Raw genomic sequence first — 20,669 nt, forward strand, 5'->3', positions numbered from 1 at the left:
ACGCGATGAGGCGATGGCCGGATCACCAGAGGGTGGCATCTGCTGACGTGTTGATAGTCGGTAGTGCTCACTGGTTGGCAATAGTGACGGTGTCAATGGAAAGAATGGGCAGCGGCCACCGGTACCCCGCAGGCAACCGTGCCGCGACGCCACGTGCCAAATCCTAGGCAGACGACAATATGTCTCTTGACTAGTTGTTATGCGGTACGGGAGGCTGCTTTCGTCCCGATGGGGGCGCGCAGGAAGGGGGGCCGTGAGCGATGGTGTGCGTTCCGGTGTCGTCTCTGCGATCTCGGCGGCTGGCCGTGATGTCAACGTTTGGCAAGGGCGCGTTGCGGGATCGCTTTTCCAAGACCTGCTCGGCATGGGGCGCGGTGACAACCAAGCCGGCTCTGTCCGAGCGCGAATTCGCCTGTGAGGCGTGCGGGCTGGTCATCGACCGGACCGGAACGCCGCACTGAACCCGGCCGCTCTCGCGGTCGAGTCGGACAATACTGCCGGGAGTGGCTCGGTGGCAGCACGTGGAGCCGACCGGAAGACCCGTGTATGCGGGCAGGTGGCTGTGAAGCGTGAACCCGGCACGACACCAGTCGGTCAGACCGGGACCGTCCCGCTGCAAGGCAGGACTACCGACCATGTGCTCACCAAAGCACACTGAGAGGTAACGGTTTCACCTATCGCGTCCGCAAGAACGGCGACGTCGAACTGCTGCATCATGGGCGGCCGGCCGGAACCCTGCGCGGTCCGGCCGCCGCCCGTTTCCTCGCCGAGGTCGAGACGGGCGGCGACCCGCAGGAACTGATGGCCCGCCTCACCGGCAACTACCGGCACGGCAACGAACGCGTCGCCCGGAACCACCCCCGCAACCGCCGATGACCGCGAAGCCGGGCCGAGCCGCCGGCCAGCCGCGCGGACACGAGCCGGGTGCACGACTAATAGCGGCACCGAAGCACCACCAGCGTGTGCCCCAGAACCTCCAGCTTCGTCGCCGCCCTCGCCGTCTTGCGCCGCGTAGCCAGCAGCGGATCGGCCGTGTTCACCACCAGCTCCCACGTACGTCCGAAACCGCGATCGGGCAGCGTGAACTGCACCGGATCCCCGAGCGGATTGAACAGCAGCAGGAACGAGTCGTCGGTGATCGCCTCGCCCAGCGCGTCGCGTTCCGGAATGCCGTGCCCGTTGAGGAAAACCGTCATCGTCATGCCGCTGCGCGTGTTCCAATCGGCCTCGGTCATCGGCTGGCCGTCGCGGCGCAGCCACGCGATGTCCGGGATCTTGTCGTCACCGACCGAGTCACCCGTGAAGTAGCGCCGCCGCCGGAAGATCGGGTGTTTCGCGCGCAGCTCCGTCAGCCGGCGCGTGAAGCTGGTCAGCACGTCCTGATTCCGGGCGTCCGTCCAATCGACCCAGCTGATCTCGTTGTCCTGGCAGTAGACGTTGTTGTTGCCGCCTTGCGTGCGGCCCAGCTCATCCCCGTGAGCGATCATCGGCACACCCTGGGACAGCAGCAGCGTCGTGAGGAAGTTGCGTTTCTGCCGTTCCCGCAGCGCGACGATCGCCGCGTCGTCGGTCGGCCCTTCGACCCCGCAGTTCCACGACCGGTTGTGGCTCTCCCCGTCCCGGTTGCCTTCGCCGTTGGCGTCGTTGTGCTTGTCGTTGTACGACACCAGGTCGTCGAGCGTGAACCCGTCGTGCGCGGTCACGAAGTTGATCGAAGCAATAGGTCGACGGCCGTCGATCTCGTACAGATCGGAACTGCCCGTGAACCGGGACGCGAACTCGCCCAGCGAGGACGGCTCGCCGCGCCAGAAATCGCGTACCGAATCGCGGTAGCGGCCGTTCCACTCGGTCCACAACGGCGGGAAGCCGCCCACCTGATAGCCGCCGTCGCCCACGTCCCACGGCTCGGCGATGAGCTTGACCTGTGACACCACCGGGTCCTGGTTGACCAGGTCGAAGAACGCGGCCAGCCGGTCGACGGCGTGGAATTCGCGGGCCAGTGCCGCGGCGAGGTCGAACCGGAAGCCGTCCACGTGCATCTCGGTCACCCAATAGCGCAGTGAGTCCATGATGAGCCGCAACGACTCGTGGTGCCGCACGTTGAGGCTGTTCCCGGTTCCGGTGGTGTCGTAGTAGTACTGCTTGTCGTCGTCGACCAGCCGGTAGTAGGCCGGATTGTCGATGCCCCGGAACGACAGCGTCGGCCCGAGATGGTTGCCCTCGGCGGTGTGGTTGTAGACCACGTCGAGAATCACCTCGATGTCGGCCTTGTGCAGCGCCTTGACCATCGACTTGAACTCCTGCACCTGCCCGCCGTGCCCACCGAACGACGCATAGCCGTTGTGCGGCGCGAAGAACCCGATGGTGTTGTAGCCCCAATAGTTGGTCAGGCCGCGGTCGATCAGGGTGCTGTCGTGCACGAACTGATGCACCGGCATCAATTCGAGGGCGGTCACCCCGAGCTCCTTCAAATAGTTGATCATCACCGGGTGGGCGAGCCCCGAGTACGTTCCGCGCACGTCCTCGGGAATGCCGGGGTGCCGCTGCGTCATGCCCTTCACGTGGGCCTCGTAGATGACCGTCTGGTGGAACGGGATCCGCAGCGGCCGGTCGTTGTCCCAGTCGAAGAACGGATTGATGACCACCGAGCGCTGGGCGTACGGGCCGGAATCGTCGTCGTTACGGGCGCCGGGCTCCCCGAAACGGTATGCGAACAAAGCCTCGTTCCAGTCGTTGCGTCCGTCGATCGCCTTGGCGTACGGGTCGAGAAGCAGTTTGTTGGGATTGCAGCGCAGCCCGTTCGCCGGGTCGTACGGCCCGTGAACGCGATAGCCGTAACGTTGACCCGGGACAATGCGCGGCATGTATCCGTGCCAGACGAGGGCCTCCCGCTCGGGCAACTCGATCCGGGTCTCGTTGCCGTCGTCGTCGAAGAGGCACAGTTCGACCCGTTCCGCGAGCTCCGAGAAGAGCGCGAAGTTCGTTCCCCCGCCGTCGTAGGTGGCGCCGAGCGGGTACGGATTTCCAGGCCAGATCTGCATGCCGCTGTTGCTTCCCTCCCATCACCCAAGTCAATCCGAGCGCTCGGGCATTGTCGGCACTAGGTTGAGGCATAGGGGGTCAATACATGAGCACAGACATACGGGGCTGGGTGCCGGTCGAGCACCGGTGGCTCGGCCTGGACCGGCGGCAGCTCAAACCGGCGATCTTCGTACTCGTCGTCGCCCTGCTGCTGATCTACGGCTGGCCGGCCCTGAACGCGGTCGTCCCGTGGGACAACCCGATCAAGGCCGGCGACGTCCTCGACCTGGGCGACGGCGCTACCGCCGTACCCCCGGTGGGTTGGCAGTTGGAGGACGGGGCGCTGGTCAGCGACAACACGGGCGTCAGCGCCACCCGCGACACCGTGCGGCTGGCCATGGGCGGCGCCACCATCAACATGATCGGCGCGTCGTTCGACGGCTCGGCGTCCCAGTTCCTGGACCAGGTGATCCTCTCGGAGGACCCGAACGCCAACATCTCCGCCTCGCCGACCACCTTCACCACGGCGTCGGGCCTGGTCGGGGTCGTGCGCACGGCCAGCGGCAGCGAGGGCGACGAGCTGCTCGCCGCGTTCAAGATGTCCAACACCGACCCGGCCACGGCGCCGGCGCTGCTCGTCGACGTGAACACCGTCCCGGGCGAGTTCCAGCAGTACTCCGGGGAGATCCAGGACCTCCTGCGGAGCATCACAGCGGGAGCCAACGAATGACCGTCACCGGCGTACCGGCCAAGAATTCACAGCTCACCGCCATCGAGGAGTCGGGCTGGGGCGAACGGTTCAAGCTGATCCAGCCGCACAACCCCGCTTTCTGGGTGTACGTGATCGGCGTCGGACTCGGCGCGGTCGGCCTGATCAAATACTTCGGGCCCGCGTTCGGCACCTACCGGCTCGCGGTGACCAGCGGCATCATCTTCTTCGGGATCTATCTCATCCCGTGGCTGCTGTTCCTGCGCCGCCAGAACCGCTACACCGCGCAGCCGGCCGGTCTGCTGGGCGCCGGTTTCCTGTGGGGCGGCGTGGCCGCCACGTTCTGGATCGCGCTGCCGGCCAACACCGCCCTGCTCGAGATCTGGACGAAGCTGCTCGGCCCGACCGGCGCGGGCACATGGGGGGCCGGGCTCAGCGCGCCGATCAACGAGGAGTGGGGCAAGGCCCTCGGGCTGATCCTGCTCATCGCGCTGGCCCCGCGCCTGGTCCGCAGCGCGTACGACGGGTTCATCATAGGTGCCTTCATCGGACTCGGTTTCCAGGTGTTCGAGGACGTTTTGTACGCCTACAACAACGCGACCTCGAGCTTCGGCGTGGGACAACTGGAGTCCTCGCTGTTCATCCTGGCGGTCCGCGGCTTCGTCGGCATCACGTCGCACGCCCTGTTCAGTGCGGTGTTCTGCGCCGGCGTCATGTGGATCCTCGGCCGTACGCCGGGGGAGCGGCGCGTCGGCCGAGGCGTGGCGGCGTGTCTGGCGGCCATGTTCCTGCACTTCGCGTGGGACGACGCGGCCGGCCTCTTCCAGGGCGTCACCTTCCTGCTGATCGCCGGGCCGTACCTGATCCTCATGCCGCTCGCGATCGTGGTTCTGCTCGTCGTGCGGCGCCTCGCGTCGTCGAAGGAGCGCCTGTGGATGCGCGAACTGCTCGCGCCCGAGGTCGAGTCCGGCGTGATCGATCAGCCGCTGCTCGACGCGGTCAGCGGTCTCCACAAGGACCGCCGGCACTTCCGCAAGCTTGTCCACAGCCGCCGCCGCGCCCGGCACCTGATCGAGAGCGCGCACGACCTCGCCCAGGAGATCGCGACGTCGGGCGGGCACGAGACGCCACGAGTGGCGCACGCGCGGGCCGAGGTGCTGCGCCTGCGCGGGGGTCCCGCCCTCGCCGCTCCGCCACGGCCACTACCTTGATCACATGGAGACTCGGCTGACGTACCCGGAGGTCGGCGCCACCCGCGAGGGTCCGCTGCCTTCCGGGTACGCCCATGTGGTGCGCGACGTGCGTCTGGGTTCCGGCCGTGCGACGTTCGACCGCGCTGTGGACGGACTCTTCCACTGGAGGATGCACCGCACGGCCGGCTTCCGGGTGGCTGTGGACAAACCGGCCGCTGTGGATATGGAGGTGGCCCCTCGGTTCTTCGGGCTGCCCATCCCGTGCCGAGTCGTCTACACGGTCGACGATCCTGACCGTCGAGGCTTCGCGTACGGGACCCTGCCCGGCCATCCCGAGCGGGGCGAGGAAGCTTTCATCGTCAGCATCGCGCCCGACGGTGAGGTGCGGTTCCGGATCCGCGCGTTCAGCCGCCCCGCCTCGCTGCTCGTCCGCCTCGGCGGCCCGGTCGCGACGCTGGTCCAGCGCTACGCGACCGGCCGCTACCTCAAGGCCATGAAGCAACTCGCCACCGCGGAGCACTGACCCGCTCCCGCCTCGGCTCCCCCCGGCCCGAGCTGGTCTCTCCGGCCCGAGCTGGTCTTCCCGGGCGGCTCGTTTCTGAGGCCGGTCCTTCTCTCAGAGCCGGTCCGCGTCCACCACGGCCTGGGTGAACTCGCGTGGCGCCTCCTGCGGCACGTTGTGGCCGACGTTGAACGTGCGGTGGTTGTACTTGCCGGTGAAGTGCTTGCGGTACGAGCTGCCGTTGCCGGCGGGCGTGAACGGGTCGAACTTGCCGTCGATCGTGACCGTCGGCACCCCGATCGTCGGCCCCTTCTGCAGGCGCGTTTCGATGGCGGCGTACTCGGGCTCGGCCGGCGCGAGGCTGAGCCGCCACCGGTAGTTGCCGATCACGATGGGCACGTAGTCCGGATTCTTGAACGCCGCGGCCGTACGGGCGTACGTGGCCTCGGAGAACTTCCAGGTCGGCGAGTTGAACCTCCAGATGAACTCGCCCATCTCGGCCGTGTACTTCTCGAAGCCCTTCCGGCCCCGCTCGGTCGAGAAGTAGTACTGGTACCACCAGGCGTTCTCGGCCGCGGGCGGCAGCGGTTCCTTGTTCACGTCCAGGTTCGTGATCAGATAGCCGGTTACCGAGACGAGTGCCTTGACCCGCTCGGGCCACAGCGCCGCGATGATGTCGGCCGTGCGCGATCCCCAGTCGTACCCGGCCAGGACCGCCCTCTTGATCTTGAGCACGTCCATCAGGGCCAGGATGTCCAGGGCGAACGCGGCCTGATCGACGTTACGGGGAGTATCCGGCGACTTGAACGTGGTCGATCCGTGGCCCCGGAAGTACGGGACGATGACCCGGTAGCCGCGCGCGGCGAGCAGCGGCGCGACCTCCTCGAAGCTGTGGATGTCGTACGGAAACCCGTGCAGCAGGATGACCGGCCGGCCCCTGGTCTTCCCCAGCTCGACATATCCGACGTTGAGCACACCGGCGTCGAGCTGCCTCACCGGCCCGAACCGTGCGCCACCCGCGGGCGCCGCCCCCGCCGGCCCGCCGCCCACCAGCGGGCTGATGCCGGCGGCGACCGCGGCGGCCCCGGTGGTGAGCAGGAACTGGCGGCGGCCTTGGTGCAGGTCACCGAGCGGGTTGATGTCCATGACAAGCCTCTCCTGTGGATATCGCGCTGTCGTCGCATCCCACGCTCACATCCCGGGGAGACACGGGAACCAGGAGAACCCACTGGTCGCCCGATGCCCGGGGTCCCTGGTGCGAACCCCAGGCATGTGACCTGTACCTCCAACCCCGCAACCGACGTCGTGACCGGCCGGAGCCCGTTGCTCGACCTCAGGTCAGCGGCCGCGGCAGCGCTACGACCGCAGAACCTGGCCGAGTCGTTCCAGCGAACCGAGCCGATCCGTCTCGGCCGGAATCAGCACGACGCTCGTAGCCCCGGCAGCGTGCCGAGCCCCGATCTGTTCACGAACCTCATCGGCCGTACCCGCCAGCGACAATGCCCTGACCCACTCGTCGTCCATGCTCTCAGCGAATCGTTCCGGGCTTTCCGATACCTTCCGGTGCCGAGCGATCGCGTCCGCGAACGGCATGGGCGCAAGGTGCGGCGCCCAATCCGGCTCCCCGATCCAGGCCAGCCCCGGCCGCACGAGCTCCCGGGCCGCCACGCCATCCACCCCGACAACTGCCGCGTCATAGGTGATGACCTCAAGCCCCGACCCGCCGCCATCACCCCTGACGGTGCCTGTCGTTCCGCGCGTCGACTCGCCGCGCTCAGCCCAAGCCGTGCCGGCCGCCTGCCCCGTCGCCGCCGCTTCCCGCGTCGAAATCGTTGCTACCGGTGGCCAGCTCGGCGACGACGGCACGCCCATCTGGTGGATCGCGGCCTCGATGTACGGCGGGGCGGCGGGCTCGGCGAGCAGGACGCCGTCGGAGGCCCGGCCGGCCAGGGCGATCGACTTCGGGCCGCGGACGCCGAGCACGACCGGCGGCACCACTTCGGGGATCTCGCCGATGATCACGCCCTCGACGTTGACGTAACGGCCGGCGGCCGGGCCCGGCTCGCCCCGCAGCAGGGCGCGGACCGCGACCGTGAATTCCTCGAGCAGGGTCAGCGGACTCGCCGGCCAGGCACCGGCCTGACGCATCCAGTCGGGCATGCCGTGGCCGATTCCCGCGATCACCCGGCCCGGGAAGAGCTGCGCGAGCGTTGCCAGCTCCATCGCCGCGAACGCCGCGTTGCGCGCTCCGGCCGGCAGAATGCCGATCCCGACGACGATCCGCGATGTCGCAGCAAGCACCGAACCCGCCTGTGCGATACCTCCACGGTATCCAAGGTCTTCCACAACCCACAGCTCGTCGAAGCCCAGCGTGTCAGCCCGCCGCGCGTAGTCCAATACCTCGCCCACCGGCAGATCCCGCGGCAGCATCACACCGACACGTGTCATGACGTGCTCCTCCCGAATCCGGTCTTGTCCGCTTCGGTGATCTCCCGAAGCATCCGCGCCGGATTGCCCGCCACGATCACCCCGGGCGGCACCGACCGCGTCACCACACTGCCCGACCCCACGATCGACCCGTCACCGATCGTCACACCCTGGTTGATCGTCACGTCGCCACCCACCCAGACCCGGTCACCAATAGTCACCGGTTTGGCGTAGCACCCGCCCGCGGCCCGCTCGAACGGGTCGATCGCGTGGTTACTCGTGTAGATCCCCACCCGCGGCCCGAACAGCACATCGTCACCGATCGTGATCCCGCCGCCGTCGAGCATCACGCAGTCGAAGTTCGCGTAGAACCGGTCCCCGACGCTGATGTTGAACCCGAATTCGCACCGGAACGTCGGCTCGAAATGGCAGTTCGCCCCGACCGCCCCCAGCAGCCGCCGCAGGATCGTCTCGCGAGCCGCCGCCGCCTGCCCGAAACTGGCGTTGTACTCCCCGGTCAGCAACACCGCCCGCTGCCGAGCCTGCACCAGCTCATCGGTGAGATCGTCATACATGGCGCCGGTCAGAATATGCGCCCGCTGCTCCTCAAGTGTCACAACAGATCCTTACGCGTACGCTCCCTGGGCGGAACCCTTCCGAAGATCAATTCTCCGCCGTACGCGGTCATGCCGCTCTTTATGATCGGCCGATGTTGATCGACGATGCGGCTCTGGCCGTCACCGCCGCCGAGGCGGGCGCCGCGGTGATACTCAAAAGGTATGGAACCCGGGTCCAGCAATTCGCCAAAGCTCCCGGCGATTTCGCCACCGAGGCCGACCTCGAAGCGGAACAGGCCATCCTCGAGGTATTGCGCACAGCCCGCCCGGACGACGCGATCGTCGGCGAGGAGAGCGGCCGCAGCGGCATCACCACCAACGGTCGCGAGTGGCTGGTCGATCCCCTCTGCGGCACCCTCAACTTCGCCGCCCACACGATGCTCGCCTCGGTGAACGTCGCCCTGCGCACCAACACGAGCACCCCGGCTGCTGCCTCGGCCGACCCGTTCGCCGCGGAAGTGTTCTGGACCGACGGCGAGCGGGCTTGGCTGCGGCGGGACGGAAAGGACACGCGGCTGCGACCGGATCCGGCCACGAATCTGGTGGACCTCAACCTGGACCCTCCGTTCACTAACGCTCCGGCCTTCCGGACAGCCGGCCTGCTTGTGGAGAAGCGCTTCACCGACCGCTTCAAGCCGCGCGTCATCTCCAGCACGCTCGCCGTAGCCTGGGTGGCCGCCGGTCGCCGGGCCGCCTACATCACCGACGGCCGGCTCGGCGACAGCGTGCATTTCGCCGCCGGCACAGCCCTCTGCCAAGCCGCGGGTTGTGTAGTCACCAATCTGGACGGCGGCCCACTCCACGCCGGCAGAGAGGGCCTCCTCATCGCCGCCGACGAAGAGACCCACGCCGCGCTGCTGCAAATGACCCGCTCGTGAGCCGGTGATCGACCCGCTCGTGAGCCGGTGACCGACCCGCCGGCGAGCCGGCGGCTGACACGCACACCATCCCGCGAACTGGCACGCTCGCGAGCTGGTGAGAAGCGGGCCTGGCCGATCAGTTCAAAGACAGGTTCGCCCGCATGGACGGGTCGGTCACGCGGGCGAAGCCCAGCGAGGCGTACAGCGGTTCGGCCTCGGCGGTAGCGCGCAGGTCGACCGCGCCCACGCCCTCGGAGCGGAACCAATCGAGCAGCGCGACGGTGCACGCACGGGCATAACCGCGGCGCCGCTGGGCAGGATCGGTCGCGACGTTGAATACGTACCCGGTCAGGCCCTGTGGATTGCGCGGAGCACCGAGGCGCTCCTCGATGATGCCGACCGCGCAGGCGGCGAGGCGGCCGGTGCCGTCCGGCTGGTCGACCACGAAGCCGGCCATTGTCGGCGCGGGCCCGGCCAGCCGGCGCCGCAGGATCTGCCGGGACGATTCCTGCCAGCCGGTCGTGTTCTCGTCCGACCGGACGCCCATGAGCACTTCGCGGAGCCGCACCAGTTCCACCGCATCGTCCACCGTGGCCCGTCGCGCATTGATCATGAAGTCATCGTAGGTGCCGGGCCGCGGCACGGGGTTGCCGCCGGTGTGGCGGGAATGGTAACTAGGAGCACCGATTCGATCACGACGACGGCGGATCAGTCGGCGCACGAGGCTGGGCTGAGCACGCGGTCAGGGACGAACTGCCGACCGCGACAGCCGGAGCACAACCGTACGCGGGCTTGATCTCGGAGAAGAGGAGACATCGGTGACGATCGACGCGGACATCTACCTGAAAGGCCTGGAGGACCGGCTTCTCGCCGACGGCGGCACGGTGACGCACGAGCCGCTCGGGCTGGTCGGGTACAAGGCCGAGACCCGCGCCCTGGTCCGCGCGCATCTGCTCGTCGTCGCGGCGAAGGCCGGGCCCGTCGACCAGAACCTGCTGGCCGACTTCGCCGCCGAGAGTGTCGACTTGGCGGTCGAGCGTAAGGGTCGTTGGCGCGGTTTCCAGTCCGCTGTGGTCGTCCTGCCGATCCTGGTGGCGGAGAGCGCCGGCGATGACGCCGTGGCCATCACCCAGCGGCCCGCCCGTCTCGACGTGGACGGCTTCGCGGTGCTGGCCCAGCCGGCGGTCGTGGATCTCTCCGCCGGCCGGTCGCACATCTTCCAAAGCGTTCGCATCTGGGGCTACGCCTTCAACTCCCTGATCAAGAGGAAGCTGGCGCTGTATCTGCCCGACCCCGTGTGAACGCGCGGGTCAGGACAGGCCGAGGCCGCGGCGGCCGGTGTCGTTCAGGTCGGATTCGGTGAAGCGGCCGGTCCACGAGCGTTCGTAGTGTTCGGCGGGGAAGTCGGACGGGCTCGAGCCGGACCGGAACGCGTCGCGCACCGAGGCCGCGTACGTCTCGTTGCGTTCGCACCACGGGGCGGCGGGGATGTACATGACGTTGCCCCAGCCCTTCTGGTCCTGAACCGGCGCGACGCTGTGGATCATGTCGCAGTGCCACCAGACCGAGTCGCCGGCCCGCACGTCGGGGATGCCGGCCTTCGCGTCCATCAGCAGGCCGTGGTATTTGTCGCCGGCCGGGAAGACCTGGTTGACCGTAACCTCGCACATGTCGTCGTCGGGCACGTCGGACAGCAACGGGCGCAACATCAGGTACGCCATCGCGCCGGGGATCGGCACGGTGTGGAGCACACCCTGGTCGTGGGCCATGTCGGACAGCGCCGTCCATCCCTGGAACGTGCGGAACGCCGAGCACATGGTCGAGCCGGGGTATTGCGGGCCGGCCGTGCGATAGGCCGCGTCCCACGGGTCGTACTTCTCCACATCGCCGTTGAACAGGTGACGGAACGCCTGTTGATAAGCCTGCGTCATCCACAGGTCGAGCGTTCCGGGGTCGAGGTGGGTCCCCAGGCCGGCCGAGTCGGCTCCTTCGGGGCGGCGGCGGATGCGGTCGGGGTAGAGCGAGTCGCGCTCCGGGTCGAACCACTGCACGCCCTCGGAGGTGTGCTTCCACTGACTGTTCAGGAATGCCTGCACGCGGGCCATGCGGTCGCTCTGCCGGGCCTCCATCTGGGGGTGCGACCAGTAGATCGGGTAGATCTCGGGCTTCGAGCCGACGCTGCCGAAGAAGTCGTCGCCCGGGCCGCGATAGTTCTCGAAGAACTTGTTCTCCTCGACGTAGCGGACGATCTCCGCGTCCCACCCGAGGGCCTGCGAACGTTCGAAGTGACCGCGCACGACCAGGCAACCGCGTTTGCGCAGCTGGGCGACGTCGGCCGCGCTGACCGTGCCGGACTCGATGTCGTCGTAGGAGATGACCGGCCAGACCGTCTCGCCCCGCGATCGAACCGCGTTGATCTCGGCGACGTCGCCGGCCACCTGGCGCTCGACAACGGCGAAGACCTCTTCGACCGTACGGCCGGAGGCGGCGATCTGGGCCCGCAGGGCGGCCTTGACCTCGCGAACGGCGCCGGGCAGATCGGTCGGCGTCTCCTCCCAGTGGGGGAGCGGCATGGCGGGCCTCCTTCTAGTCATGTCCCTTTACTGGAAACGACGTTAAGCCCCCGCACCCCTTCTAGGCAAGAGCCCTGACTAGAATGGCGCGGTGGAACCGGCCAAGCCCTCGCAGGAGCTTCTGCGCTCCATCACCGACGAGCACGTGCTGCGCGCGCTGTTCCGGCACCGCCTGTTGACGCGGGCCGAGTTGTCCACCGAGACCGGCATCTCGAAACCCACAGCCGGCGAGAGCGTGCGCCGGCTGACCGAGGCCGGACTGGTCGTCGACACGGGCCAGCGCACTCCCGGGGGGCGCGGGCGTGGCCGCGTCGGCTCCTACTACGCGCTCGCCCCCGACGTCGGAACAGCGCTGGCCGTCAGCATCGCCCCCGAGGGCGTCGTGGCCGAGTGTGTCGACGCGTACGGCAGCGTCCTGGCCCGCGCCGACGAGCCGATCGGCCGCCCCGCCCGCCCGGAAGACGTGTCGGCGGCGTTGGCCCTGGCCGTCGACACGGTGACAGCCCTGACCCTGGCCGTCGACGTCGGGCTGAAACTGGAGGCTCGGCCCCGCATCGCGGTGGTCAGCGCGGCCGACCCGGTCGATCGGCACAGCGGGCGGCTGTTGCAGCTGCCGGACGCGCCGTTCCTGCTCGGCGAGATCGATCCGGTGACCGTGCTGGCCCGCCGGGTGGACGGGCCCGTGATCGTGGACAACGACGTCAACTGGGCCGCCGAGGCCGAGCGCGCGGTGACGCCGCTCGACGACTTCGCGTACGTCTACCTCGACGAGGGCCTGGGCTGCGCGATCGTCAGCGACGGCGAGGTGCGGCGCGGGCATCGGGGGCTCGCGGGCGAGGTGGCGCACCTGATCACGACCGGGCCCGAGGGGCGGGCCATGCCGTTGATCGAAGTGTTCGGGGCGCTCGGGCTGCGGCGGCCGCATTCGACGGCGATCGACGTCGGACTGCTGCTCGAACGGCGGCCACCCGAGGTCGTCACCGCCGTCGGCGGGCTGATCGCGGCGCTGACGACGCTGATCGATCCGGAACTGGTGATCGTCGGCGGGCGGTGGGGAACGCCGCTGATCGACGACCTCGCGGCCGAGACGGCGCGGCTGGCTCGACCGGTGCCGGTGCGGGCCGCCGCCGTCGAGGACGAACCGTCGTTCGCCGGCGCGCGCGCCGACGCCCTGTTCCGGTTGCGCGAACTCATCGTCGGCCGCTGAAGCGGAAACCTACTCGCCGAGGGCGCCGTCCGGGTTGGGGCGGGCGTGGCCGGCGTCGGCCCAACGGTCCTGGAGGTCGCCGATCTGCTGGAGCACGTCGGCCAGTTCGCCGCGCACCCGGGCGAGCCGGTTCTGGTCGTCGGCGGGCAGGCCGCCGCCGTGGTCGTGCGACGTCAGCGTGCTCTCGGCCTCCTCGAGCTCCTCGCGGCGCCCGTGCAGGCGGTTCAGCTCAATGGTGTACTCGGTCTGGGTGATCTTCTCGGGCTGCATCTGCGTCCCATTCCCCCAGGCAGGCCCGCCGAATCGTGGGGCGACCCAGCACACACTCCGGGTTCTGCGGGAGCCCCGTGGCGAGCGGTGCCGCCATGCCGGCATCGCGCGCGAGCAGATGGACGGGCGGGAGGCCCCCGACGAGGGCGACATCATCGGCGTCGATACGTTACGGTTCTGCGGCAGCTCGCAAGATCGTTCGTGGACGGATTCCCGGGGAGGCGGCTCATCGATGGCCGACATTGAGGCAGCGCGGTCCGTGCGGACCTATCGGGTCGACGTGCTCGGGGCGGCGGCCGTCGTGCTCACGGTCGACGCCGTCCTGCTTCTGGTGACGTCCGTCGTCGGCGTTCCGTTCCTGCTGTTCCTGTTCGGCGACGAGGACGGCACCTGGCGACACCTCTGGCCGCTGACCGTGTCGTGGCTGGTCGCCGTGGTGCTGGCCGCCGTCAGCATCGCCGCCGCGGCCCGCCTCGCCGGCTTCGGCGACTACTCGATCCGCCGGGTCGGCACCGCCGCCGCGCTCGGCACCGGTGTGGCCGCCGCCGTGCTGGCCGCCACGACCGCCCTGTCCTCGCCCGGCTGGCTGCTGCTCAGCCTCCCGCTGACCGTCGCGAACCTGGCCGCAGCCCTGGTCCTGGCCGGCCCCGACCGCGCCGACGCCGTGGCCGAGCGCTTCCCGCTCTTCCGTGCGGCCGTCCCCACCGACACTGACGCGGGCGCGACCGCCCCGGCCCCGCCGTACGCCGACGAGGAGGTCGCCTACGCCCGTCCCGCCGCCGGCGAGCAGCCCACCCGGACGCACGACACCGTCGACCTGCTCGCCTTCTACGGCCCGCCCGGCGCGAAGAGAACCCTCAGGCGCCCCACCTCGCCGGCCCAGTTCTCGCCCCGCACCCGGCTACGCGCCCAGGCCGCCTTGCGCTCCCACGCCGGCACCAAGCTCCCACGCCGACCACGCCGCCCGGCCGAGTAGGTTCCGGCACGCCGACACGTCGCCGAGCGGGTCAGCTGATGAGATCCGGGATGCGGCCGAACAACTGCGTCGTGTAGGTCGTCATCTCGTTGAGCATCCAGCTTCCCGAGAACAGCAGCGCCGCGCACACGGCCGCCGCCTTCGGCACGAACGACAGCGTCGCCTCCTGGATCTGCGTCACCGACTGGAACAGCGAGATCGCGAAGCCGACCGCCAGCGCCGTCAACAGGACCGGGGCGCACATCTTGGCGGCGATGGTCATGGCGCCGAGGCCCAGCTCGATGATCATCGTGTCGGTCATACCCCTCCGTTCGGACCGAAAGGGGCGGCGCCAAGTGCAGACCGGTTGCAGTTCGGTGAGATCGGACGGTTCAGACGACCGAGAACTTCTCAGGCAGGGACGAACGACCCGTCAGCGCACTCAGCACCACCGGCCCGTCGCCCAGCGCCACGGCGACCCGCGCCGCCAGCAGGGTCGCCTCGGACACCACCGCGGGGTCGAACTCGACCGGCACATCAGCCGCGGCGGCCACATCCGACCCGTGCACGACCAGCTCGAACGTGCGCGTGGGCAGCCAGTCGCGTACGCGCATGCCGCCCACCGGTGTCGTCACCACGTCGTCGTCGGCGACCGCCGCGAGGGCCTGCGTCGCCCGCCCGGCCAGCTCGCCGGCCGAGTCGAGGAACGCCGTCGCGCGACGAGCGTCGTCACCGGACGCGGCGATCGCCGCCGCCAGCACGTTGGCGGGCACATCCCGTACGAAAGCGAAATAGCCCTCGGCCGCCTCGACGTTCACGGCGTCCGAGCGCGACCCGAGCACCCCGGGCACCTGTTCGAGGCCCGAGCTCGCCGTGTGGCCGATCAGCTCGCGCAGCGTCCACGAACCCAGGCCGGGGCCGTCGAGCCGGTCGGCGGGGACCCGGCCGACCAGGTCGACGAACGTGACGGCGGCGGAGCGGAAGGTCCGGCGGAAGTCCATCCCGACAATCTAGTCAGGACTCCCCGTCGGCGCGGTGCCTGCCCGCGGCGTAGTCATGGGAGGCGTTCTCGCCCGAGTCGTGCCGGGCCCGGTAATCGGTCGGGGCCGGTGGCAATCCGGACGGCCGTTTGGGACGCGCCGACGCCTCCAGCGGCCGGTCGCCGAGCCCGGAGATCGCCGGCAACCCCGAGGGCATCTCCTTCCCGGCGCGTTCGGCCTGCGCCGTGGGCCGGGGGCGAGCCGGCGTGGGCGAGGACGGGTCCAGCGGCGGCGGGGGCGACGGGAACGGTTTCCGTTCCGCGTGCCCGGGCGCGTCGTGACCCGCGTACGGCTGGGGCATCAGATTTTCCTCGAGGCGTTTCCTGAGCACCTCGGAGTGACGTTGCGCGACCACGGCGACGACCACCCCGAGCACCGGCGTCGCCATCACGAACCACGACATGAACGGCGACGACGGCGCGGCCACCATCAGATAGCCCGCGTAGCCGAGGAACGCCAGCCCGGCCAGCACGTCGGCGGCACGCAGGATCAGGCCCTGGCCGGTTCCGAGCACGGCCAGGACCAGCATCACCAGACCGCCGAGGGCCAGCGCCCCGGCGTACCCGACGAATTCGCCGTCCGACATAGCCGTATTGTCCGGTGGCGGGGGAGCGTACCGGCGCTGTTTCCGAACTTTGTCCTGTTCGCCGGAAAAGCGCGAGGCGGTGGCCGGCCGCCGGCACGGGAACCGGCAGGGCAGGCCGGCTCGAGAAAGTCCGCTCGAGAAAGTCCGCTCGAGAAGGTCGGTACCGCTGGGAGTCCTAGGATGAGAAGGCGAACGACCGCGCATCACGCCGTAGCCTGAACCGATGAGTCTCGACCGGTTCGTCCAGGCCCAGGACAGCGGCGCCTATGCCGACGCTGTCGCCGAGCTGCGCGCCGGCCGCAAGCGCACGCACTGGATGTGGTTCGTCTTCCCGCAGCTCAGCGGCCTCGGCTCCAGCGCCACGGCCCAGCACTACGCCATCCGCGATCTCGACGAGGCCCGCGCCTACCTCGCCCACCCCGTCCTAGGACCGCGCCTGCACGAACTCGCCGCCATCCTCACCGAGGCGTCCGGCACTGCCACCGACATCTTCGGCTACCCCGACGACCTCAAACTGCGCTCCTCGATGACCCTGTTCGCCGCGGCCGCCGCCGACCCCACCCCGTTCGAGCAGGTCATCGCCCACTTCTACGACGGTCCCGACGAAAAGACCCGGAAACTTCTGGGCGTACGCGGCAGCACCTGAGACAACCGCACAGCCGCCGTTCACGCCGCTCAGCGCGGCCCAGTCGGTGGTCCCGCGCGTGAGGCGAGTCTCGCGCGTCTGCATGGTTACTAGGATCGGCCGCGTGCCCGCCATTCGTACGCATGCCGAAGCTGTCACCGCCGCCACTGAACTCGCCGCCGCCCTGGCCCCGGGAGCCGCCGAACGCGACCGCAACGGCGCCGACGTGGTCCCGCACGAGGCGCTCGCCCTGCTCGACGGATCCGGCCTGCTCGCGATCACGGTCCCGCCCGCCGACGGCGGCGCCGGGCTCGGCCCGTCCACGCTGGCCGAGGTGATCCGCCTGGTCGCGGCGGCCGACCCGGCGATCGCCCAGGTCCCGCAGGCCCACTTCCTGCTCGTCGACGTGCTGGCCGCGCACGGCGACGCCGCGACCCGTAAACGCCTCTACGCCGATGTGCTCGCCGGCCGCCGCATCGGCAACGCCCTCGCCGAACGCGGCGGCAAGCACGCGCAGGATCTGAAGACCCGCGTCGCCGGCGGCCGCCTGAACGGCGTGAAGTACTACACGACCGGCGCGCTGACCAGCTCCTGGATCGCCGTCAGCGCCCTGGGTGAGGACGGTCGGCTTGTCCTGGTCTTCGTCCCGCGCGACGCCCCCGGGATCGCGGTCGACACCGACTGGGACGTGATCGGCCAGCGCGCCACGATCAGCGGCACCGCCACGTTCACCGACGTGCCCGTCGACCTGTCCGTCGACTACGCGCACGCCTACGAGGTCCCGCAGCAGCTCGGCGCCCGCGCGCAGCTCGTCCACTCCGCGATCGAGGCCGGCATCGCGGGCGGCGCCCTGGCCGACGCGCGCACCTACCTGCGCTCGAAGGCCCGCCCGTCGACTGAGGCCGTACGGTTCGGGGCGTCCAGCGCCGTCGAGGACCCGCACGTCATGTACCGCTACGGCCGCCTCGCGACCCGTGTACGCGCCGCCGAGGCTCTGCTCGAAGCGGCCGCCCGAACCCTCGACGACATCGGCCTGATCCCCGCCGACGCCGCCGCGGCCGCCCGCGGTTCCCTGGCCGTCGCCGCCGCGAAGGCTTTCGCCAGCGAGGTAGCCGTCGAGGCCGGTTCGGAATTGTTCGCGTTGTGCGGCACCAGCTCAGCCGCCAGCAAGTACGACCTGGACCGCCACTGGCGCAACGCCCGCACCCACAGCGTCCACGACCCCGTCGACTGGAAATACCACCACCTGGCCGCCTGGGAATTGTCCGACGTCCAGCCCCCGAACCACGGCCAGCTGTAGTCCACCGTTGTTTCATCCCAGCGCGATTCACTGACCACGTTCGGTCCTGGGATCGGCCGTGCGTTTATTCAGGTCAGACGTGCACCCGCCTAACCGGCGCCTGTCGCGACCGGCCGGCGACGCGGGATGCAAGTCCTTGCCGAAGATCGCCTTTGTTCGTCCCTTCGAAAATCGTCAATCGTTGTTTGCTGCGACTCAAAAACGCCTTGTATTGCTCAGGGTGCCGCGGGTTCGAACGCGTTTCATCACCCAGCCAGTGCATTTGCGATTGCGCGGTTTGGTCGACGCCGGCCGCTTGAGGCAAGGCGACGCGCGTGGAGGACGCCGTCGCTTCTGACAGTCCGGCCCAAGTGTCGGCGCATGGGGCCGCGCTGTCAGGCGCCGTGCGCATAGGGAATCGGCGGCGGCCGCGGCAGGCATCGCTGCAATTGCCAGTGCCAGTCGCGGGATCGGAGCCCCGGTTCAGGGTTGCGGCCGATGCGGGCCGTGGAGCTGGGATCGGAGTGGTCAACTCTGAGCTGGGCGGTGTTCCTCCGGAGTAGACCGTGCGGCCCGGCCCGGCGAATCCGGCCCGGCCGTCGAGGGCCGGCGGCTCGCCCGACACTGCCTGGTCCAACGGGATGTCCCGCTCGGCTGCGGGTGCGCTCTTTCGGCCGCTCGCCCTCTCGCGTCGAGCCCGCAGGCGCCGGCTCGGCGGCCTTGGGACAGGGCGGCAAGGAAGTGGTCACGCCAGGCCCGGTGGGCCGGTGTGGCGGCTGCGCGGTTGACCGGTGTGGCGGCTGCGCGGTTGACCGGTCTGACGGCTGCGTGGCTGACCGGTGTGACTGCCCCTCGGGCGGCTCGAGAGACGGTCGCCGCGGACTGCAGTCGGCGTCCCAGATCAACGGTGGAATTGCTTCGCACGGATGTATCCCGGCCGCGAAGCAGGCGCTCGAACATCCATACTTCCGGCACAATTTCCAGGCGTGACGCTGCTTCAAACCCTCACGCCGCCGAAGCGCGTGATCGCGGCGGAACTCCTCTTTCCCCGGCCAATAGTTACGCGCCTTAGTGGGGTCGCGCATGGCAGCAACCTGAGAATCGCTGAAGAGACTTAGCTGTGCCATGAATAAATTATCCCGGGCATGAAGATCACCTGCTAACAGCCGATCATGCCATTCTCTCCGAGAAGCAGCACCGGATTCCGGCTTGACATAATCGCGCAATGCGAGTCTGAACGTTGCCCAAGCTACTGCGCGAGCATCTGGAATCGGCGAGCCCTGATCTGCTGCGGGCGATGGTGAAAACCTTCGCCGCGCAGGTTGAGGCGTTTCGCAACCGGCTCCTCGACAGTGGGCCTTACACGTTCGTGTGGCTTGACGCGCCGGTCGTCAAGGTCCGTGAACACGGCCGGATCATCAACGTCCACACCCTGGTCGCGGTCGGGGTCAACGCCGCGAGGTCGTGGGTCTGGACATCAGCAGCGACGAGAACGCGGCCGGCTGGCTGGCCGTCCTCCGGTCGCTGAACGCCCGCGGCCTGTCCGGAGTCCGCCTGGTCGTCACCGAGGAGGTCAACACCCCCGCGTGCTCGACACCATCACGGCCAAGTTCCCCGACGCCGCCGACCAACTCGAGAACGCCTGCGACGACCTTCACGCGAGCTCCGGCGCCAGATCTGGTCGAACAACCCGCAAGAACGCCTGAACAAAGGAATCCGCCGCCGCGCCGACGTCGTCGGGATCTTCCCGAACCGGGCCGCGATCATCCGCCTCGTCGGTGCCGTGCTGGCCGAACAGGGTCGCAGGACGCCGCTACCTACTCGTCGACCCCTCGCGGCCGCACCCCGAAGGATCCGGGCGGCGACACCGGTCAGCGGCCGCACGTCGGGACCGCCCCGCCCGCCGTGCGGATCACCGCCTGGGGACGCACCGTGGCGAGCAGATCTTCAACCGCCGAACGGTCGCGGATGTCGAGCCCCGCCGGAGAGAGGACCCAGAGACCCGCCGGAGAGGACCCAGAGAAAGGGGCCTGCCGCGCGCCGGTCTGGATGTCCCGTCACGCCCGTGATCAAGATTCGCACAGCGGTGGAACTGTCACATCCGCCGGTAGGCCGCGAACACCACCTCGTGTTCGATCTGGAAGCCCAGCCGCTCATAGAGCCGGATGGCCGCCGAGTTCTCCGCCGCCACGTGCAGGAACGGCAGGTCGCCGTGTTCCAGGATTGCCGCCGCGACGGCCATCGTCAGGCGGGCCGCGAAGCCCTGGCCGCGGAATTCCGGGTCGGTGCAGACGGCGCTCACCTCGGTCCAGCCGGGCAGGCGGAAGCGTTCGCCGGCCATCGCGACCAGCCGGCCCTGGCGCCTGATCCCCAGATAGCGGCCCAGCTCGATCGTGCGTTTGCCGAACGGGCCCGGCTTGGCCCGCTCGACCAGTTCGAGCATCTCGGGCACGTCGGTCTCGGTCAGGCGTACGGTTTCGTCGTCGTGGACGCCGGTCATGGTGTGGCCGACCATCTGGACGCCGGGCGTGACGGCCATCGTCTCCCAGCCGGGTGGCGGGGTGATCGCGGGCGCGGTGAGCACGGCGTAGTCGGTCAGCGCGGCGAGGTCGGCCCACGCGGCCGGGCTGCCGAGGTCGGCGACGGCGCACCAGGGCGCGACGTCGGAGTGGTAGCGGGCGGCGTCACCGGACGCCTCGGCGAAGCAGGCCTGCGGCCCCGAGAGGGCGGCCCACACGGGATTCTCGAGCACGTCTAAAGACCCTGCCCTGCCCGGGTCCATGACCGCCAGCGAATAACCCGAAT

21 protein-coding genes and 1 pseudogene are annotated in these 20,669 nt (G+C 69.3%); 10 read left to right on the plus strand and 12 right to left on the minus strand.

The genetic code is table 11. The features are described from left to right. Positions 1 to 594: 594 nt before the first annotated feature. Both EER30_RS47900 and glgX read right to left on the minus strand, forming a co-directional pair. A complete protein-coding gene (locus EER30_RS47900; protein WP_205650226.1) occupies positions 595 to 858 on the minus strand; it encodes a hypothetical protein in 264 nt (87 codons plus the stop codon). Between the two features lie 74 nt (positions 859 to 932). Beyond that, positions 933 to 3,041 (minus strand): glycogen debranching protein GlgX, encoded by a 2,109-nt coding sequence (gene glgX, locus EER30_RS13610; RefSeq protein WP_127500789.1) that lies wholly within the window; start codon positions 3,039 to 3,041, stop codon positions 933 to 935. 86 nt (positions 3,042 to 3,127) lie between these two features. Here glgX and EER30_RS13615 point away from each other — a divergent pair, with 86 nt between their 5' ends. From EER30_RS13615 to EER30_RS13625, 3 genes are read left to right on the plus strand one after another with little or no spacing between them, the layout of a single operon-like run. Beyond that, positions 3,128 to 3,751 carry a hypothetical protein gene (locus EER30_RS13615; RefSeq protein ID WP_127500790.1) on the plus strand — a complete coding sequence of 208 codons (624 nt, stop codon included), beginning with the start codon at positions 3,128 to 3,130 and terminating at the stop codon, positions 3,749 to 3,751. Then, entirely contained in the window at positions 3,748 to 4,941 is a 1,194-nt protein-coding gene (locus EER30_RS13620) for a PrsW family intramembrane metalloprotease (RefSeq protein WP_127500791.1), read from the plus strand. Before EER30_RS13615 ends, EER30_RS13620 begins: the two co-directional genes overlap by 4 nt. Before the next feature lie 4 nt (positions 4,942 to 4,945). Continuing rightward, complete coding sequence (locus EER30_RS13625; protein ID WP_127500792.1) at positions 4,946 to 5,446, plus strand: DUF1990 domain-containing protein; 501 nt, start codon at positions 4,946 to 4,948, stop codon at positions 5,444 to 5,446. A 93-nt stretch (positions 5,447 to 5,539) separates the two neighbouring features. On the opposite strand, the gene EER30_RS13630 is transcribed toward EER30_RS13625, so the two are convergent. The 3 genes from EER30_RS13630 to EER30_RS13640 all read right to left on the minus strand — a co-directional run bounded on the left by EER30_RS13630 (position 5,540) and on the right by EER30_RS13640 (position 8,469). Next, positions 5,540 to 6,571, minus strand: coding sequence for an alpha/beta fold hydrolase (locus EER30_RS13630; protein WP_127500793.1), 1,032 nt, complete (start codon positions 6,569 to 6,571; stop codon positions 5,540 to 5,542). Positions 6,572 to 6,781: 210 nt separating this feature from the next. Beyond that, positions 6,782 to 7,858 (minus strand): LLM class flavin-dependent oxidoreductase, encoded by a 1,077-nt coding sequence (locus tag EER30_RS13635; RefSeq protein WP_205650227.1) that lies wholly within the window; start codon positions 7,856 to 7,858, stop codon positions 6,782 to 6,784. Positions 7,859 to 7,869: 11 nt separating this feature from the next. Beyond that, positions 7,870 to 8,469, minus strand: a complete 600-nt coding sequence (locus EER30_RS13640; protein WP_127500795.1) for a sugar O-acetyltransferase — start codon at positions 8,467 to 8,469, stop codon at positions 7,870 to 7,872. Positions 8,470 to 8,561: 92 nt separating this feature from the next. On the opposite strand from EER30_RS13640, the gene EER30_RS13645 reads away from it, so the two are divergent. Then, entirely contained in the window at positions 8,562 to 9,347 is a 786-nt protein-coding gene (locus EER30_RS13645; RefSeq protein WP_127500796.1) for an inositol monophosphatase family protein, read from the plus strand. Positions 9,348 to 9,465: 118 nt separating this feature from the next. Here the strand turns inward: EER30_RS13645 and EER30_RS13650 are convergent, their stop codons facing one another. After that, the gene (locus EER30_RS13650; RefSeq protein ID WP_127500797.1) at positions 9,466 to 9,942 is read right to left on the minus strand and encodes a GNAT family N-acetyltransferase; all 477 of its coding nucleotides are present in this window, start codon (positions 9,940 to 9,942) and stop codon (positions 9,466 to 9,468) included. Between the two features lie 205 nt (positions 9,943 to 10,147). Between EER30_RS13650 and EER30_RS13655 the strand changes: the two genes are divergently transcribed. After that, positions 10,148 to 10,630 (plus strand): hypothetical protein, encoded by a 483-nt coding sequence (locus EER30_RS13655; RefSeq protein ID WP_240670003.1) that lies wholly within the window; start codon positions 10,148 to 10,150, stop codon positions 10,628 to 10,630. 9 nt (positions 10,631 to 10,639) lie between these two features. On the opposite strand, the gene EER30_RS13660 is transcribed toward EER30_RS13655, so the two are convergent. Beyond that, complete coding sequence (locus EER30_RS13660; protein ID WP_127500798.1) at positions 10,640 to 11,902, minus strand: YbiU family protein; 1,263 nt, start codon at positions 11,900 to 11,902, stop codon at positions 10,640 to 10,642. Between the two features lie 91 nt (positions 11,903 to 11,993). On the opposite strand from EER30_RS13660, the gene EER30_RS13665 reads away from it, so the two are divergent. Next, positions 11,994 to 13,109: an ROK family transcriptional regulator gene (locus EER30_RS13665; RefSeq protein ID WP_127500799.1), complete on the plus strand. Its 1,116-nt coding sequence runs from the start codon at positions 11,994 to 11,996 to the stop codon at positions 13,107 to 13,109. A 9-nt stretch (positions 13,110 to 13,118) separates the two neighbouring features. Here the strand turns inward: EER30_RS13665 and EER30_RS13670 are convergent, their stop codons facing one another. Next, positions 13,119 to 13,379 carry a hypothetical protein gene (locus EER30_RS13670; RefSeq protein WP_127500800.1) on the minus strand — a complete coding sequence of 87 codons (261 nt, stop codon included), beginning with the start codon at positions 13,377 to 13,379 and terminating at the stop codon, positions 13,119 to 13,121. Positions 13,380 to 13,611: 232 nt separating this feature from the next. On the opposite strand from EER30_RS13670, the gene EER30_RS13675 reads away from it, so the two are divergent. Further along, positions 13,612 to 14,355 (plus strand): hypothetical protein, encoded by a 744-nt coding sequence (locus EER30_RS13675; protein WP_127500801.1) that lies wholly within the window; start codon positions 13,612 to 13,614, stop codon positions 14,353 to 14,355. A 31-nt stretch (positions 14,356 to 14,386) separates the two neighbouring features. On the opposite strand, the gene fliQ is transcribed toward EER30_RS13675, so the two are convergent. From fliQ to EER30_RS13690, 3 genes are all read right to left on the minus strand, one after another. After that, complete coding sequence (fliQ, locus tag EER30_RS13680) at positions 14,387 to 14,656, minus strand: flagellar biosynthesis protein FliQ (protein ID WP_127500802.1); 270 nt, start codon at positions 14,654 to 14,656, stop codon at positions 14,387 to 14,389. Between the two features lie 70 nt (positions 14,657 to 14,726). After that, the gene (locus tag EER30_RS13685; RefSeq protein WP_127500803.1) at positions 14,727 to 15,335 is read right to left on the minus strand and encodes a maleylpyruvate isomerase N-terminal domain-containing protein; all 609 of its coding nucleotides are present in this window, start codon (positions 15,333 to 15,335) and stop codon (positions 14,727 to 14,729) included. A gap of 13 nt (positions 15,336 to 15,348) precedes the next feature. Further along, entirely contained in the window at positions 15,349 to 15,960 is a 612-nt protein-coding gene (locus EER30_RS13690) for a hypothetical protein (RefSeq protein WP_127500804.1), read from the minus strand. A gap of 223 nt (positions 15,961 to 16,183) precedes the next feature. Here EER30_RS13690 and EER30_RS13695 point away from each other — a divergent pair, with 223 nt between their 5' ends. The 3 genes and pseudogenes from EER30_RS13695 to EER30_RS13705 all read left to right on the plus strand — a co-directional run. Further along, positions 16,184 to 16,606, plus strand: a complete 423-nt coding sequence (locus EER30_RS13695) for a DUF1810 domain-containing protein (protein WP_127500805.1) — start codon at positions 16,184 to 16,186, stop codon at positions 16,604 to 16,606. Positions 16,607 to 16,709: 103 nt separating this feature from the next. Then, positions 16,710 to 17,885 carry an acyl-CoA dehydrogenase family protein gene (locus EER30_RS13700; RefSeq protein ID WP_240670004.1) on the plus strand — a complete coding sequence of 392 codons (1,176 nt, stop codon included), beginning with the start codon at positions 16,710 to 16,712 and terminating at the stop codon, positions 17,883 to 17,885. 1,294 nt (positions 17,886 to 19,179) lie between these two features. After that, positions 19,180 to 19,662: pseudogene (locus tag EER30_RS13705) on the plus strand (transposase); the annotation flags it as partial. A gap of 297 nt (positions 19,663 to 19,959) precedes the next feature. Here the strand turns inward: EER30_RS13705 and EER30_RS13710 are convergent. Beyond that, positions 19,960 to 20,616: a GNAT family N-acetyltransferase gene (locus EER30_RS13710; RefSeq protein WP_205650228.1), complete on the minus strand. Its 657-nt coding sequence runs from the start codon at positions 20,614 to 20,616 to the stop codon at positions 19,960 to 19,962. Positions 20,617 to 20,669: the final 53 nt, after the last annotated feature.

It is taken from the genome of Actinoplanes solisilvae (assembly GCF_003999975.1).
In the GTDB taxonomy this organism is placed as follows: Bacteria; Actinomycetota; Actinomycetes; order Mycobacteriales; family Micromonosporaceae; genus Actinoplanes; species Actinoplanes solisilvae.